We start from the raw sequence: 1,010 nt of genomic DNA, 5'->3' as shown, positions 1-1,010 counted from the left end.
GCTATTGTATCACAACTATCTTTTTTTGCGATGTCTCGCTTCTATTTTTTATGCATAATCTGATTTTCTTACTGTTGTTTATGTACGTAAAAACAGTCACAAAAGTTTTTGATCAGGCTTTTGTGACTGCTCTGCTTTTAAAATTAGAAAGTAAAACGTGAATCTTCTTTAAATTTTTTTCGTGATGGATTCCCTTCGCATCGATAAATCTGCTTATTTCTTAAATCATAAATTGAGGACCAAACAGTATCTTTTCCCGTTTTGCGATCATACTGACATAAAAATCCATAATCGCCGCCTAATAATTTTTGCCCCTCAGATAAGCTCATATTTTGATAGTGCGTCGATAAATACTGTTCCAATGTTTGATAGCGCTCCTCTGCAAACCAATCATCATCCACTGTTATTTTTCGTTCCAGCATCTCTGGTAAATGAAAGCTATTTGTTGCACAACAATATCCTTTTTCCGTTAGAGAATGATGAACCAGCTGATCATTCGTAAACTCAACTACGCAAGCTTCTCCAGTAGTATCTGCCAGCACTAGTGTCCCAGCAGTACACCGCGGAACGGTCTCTAGCAGAGGCAAAGCTTCTTCCACACTCCGACATTTTTCCAACAGCATTCGTAAAATCATACCAACATTCATTCCCGGCTTAATGCTGTCAGGAAAAACGGACGTAAGAGCGACCGCCAATCCCCATTGATTGATCCCATCTTCCATTTCCACAAAAGCTGTTGTATTACCAGAAAAAGAATAGGAATCAGTTTCTTTAAATGTATACAAACAGTTCATATACAATTTTTCGATAGCTGTTAGAAAGTCGCTATTGCGGCCGAGCAAAAAGGTTTGTTCGTTTTTAACAATAAAACTAGAACAATTCGTCACTCTGACAAGAGCATACATAGAAAAAAGGACAGGATACAACGAGGATGGTTCGATTGATTGACCAGCGGCTATCCCTTTGATTTCATCAATAACCTCTGGGAAAAATTCTTTATAATAGGGTAG

General features: G+C 37.8%; 1 protein-coding gene. It reads right to left on the bottom strand.

From position 1 onward, the window contains the following. Positions 1-143 precede the first annotated feature (143 nt). Positions 144-1,010: C45 family autoproteolytic acyltransferase/hydolase (locus A5875_RS03855; protein ID WP_088932385.1), on the bottom strand; the 867-nt coding region annotated here is incomplete at its 5' end.

It is taken from the genome of Enterococcus sp. 3H8_DIV0648, from assembly GCF_002140655.1.
Classification (GTDB): domain Bacteria; phylum Bacillota; class Bacilli; order Lactobacillales; family Enterococcaceae; genus Enterococcus_A; species Enterococcus_A hulanensis.
This window is presented reverse-complemented; position numbering and strand designations above follow the sequence as displayed.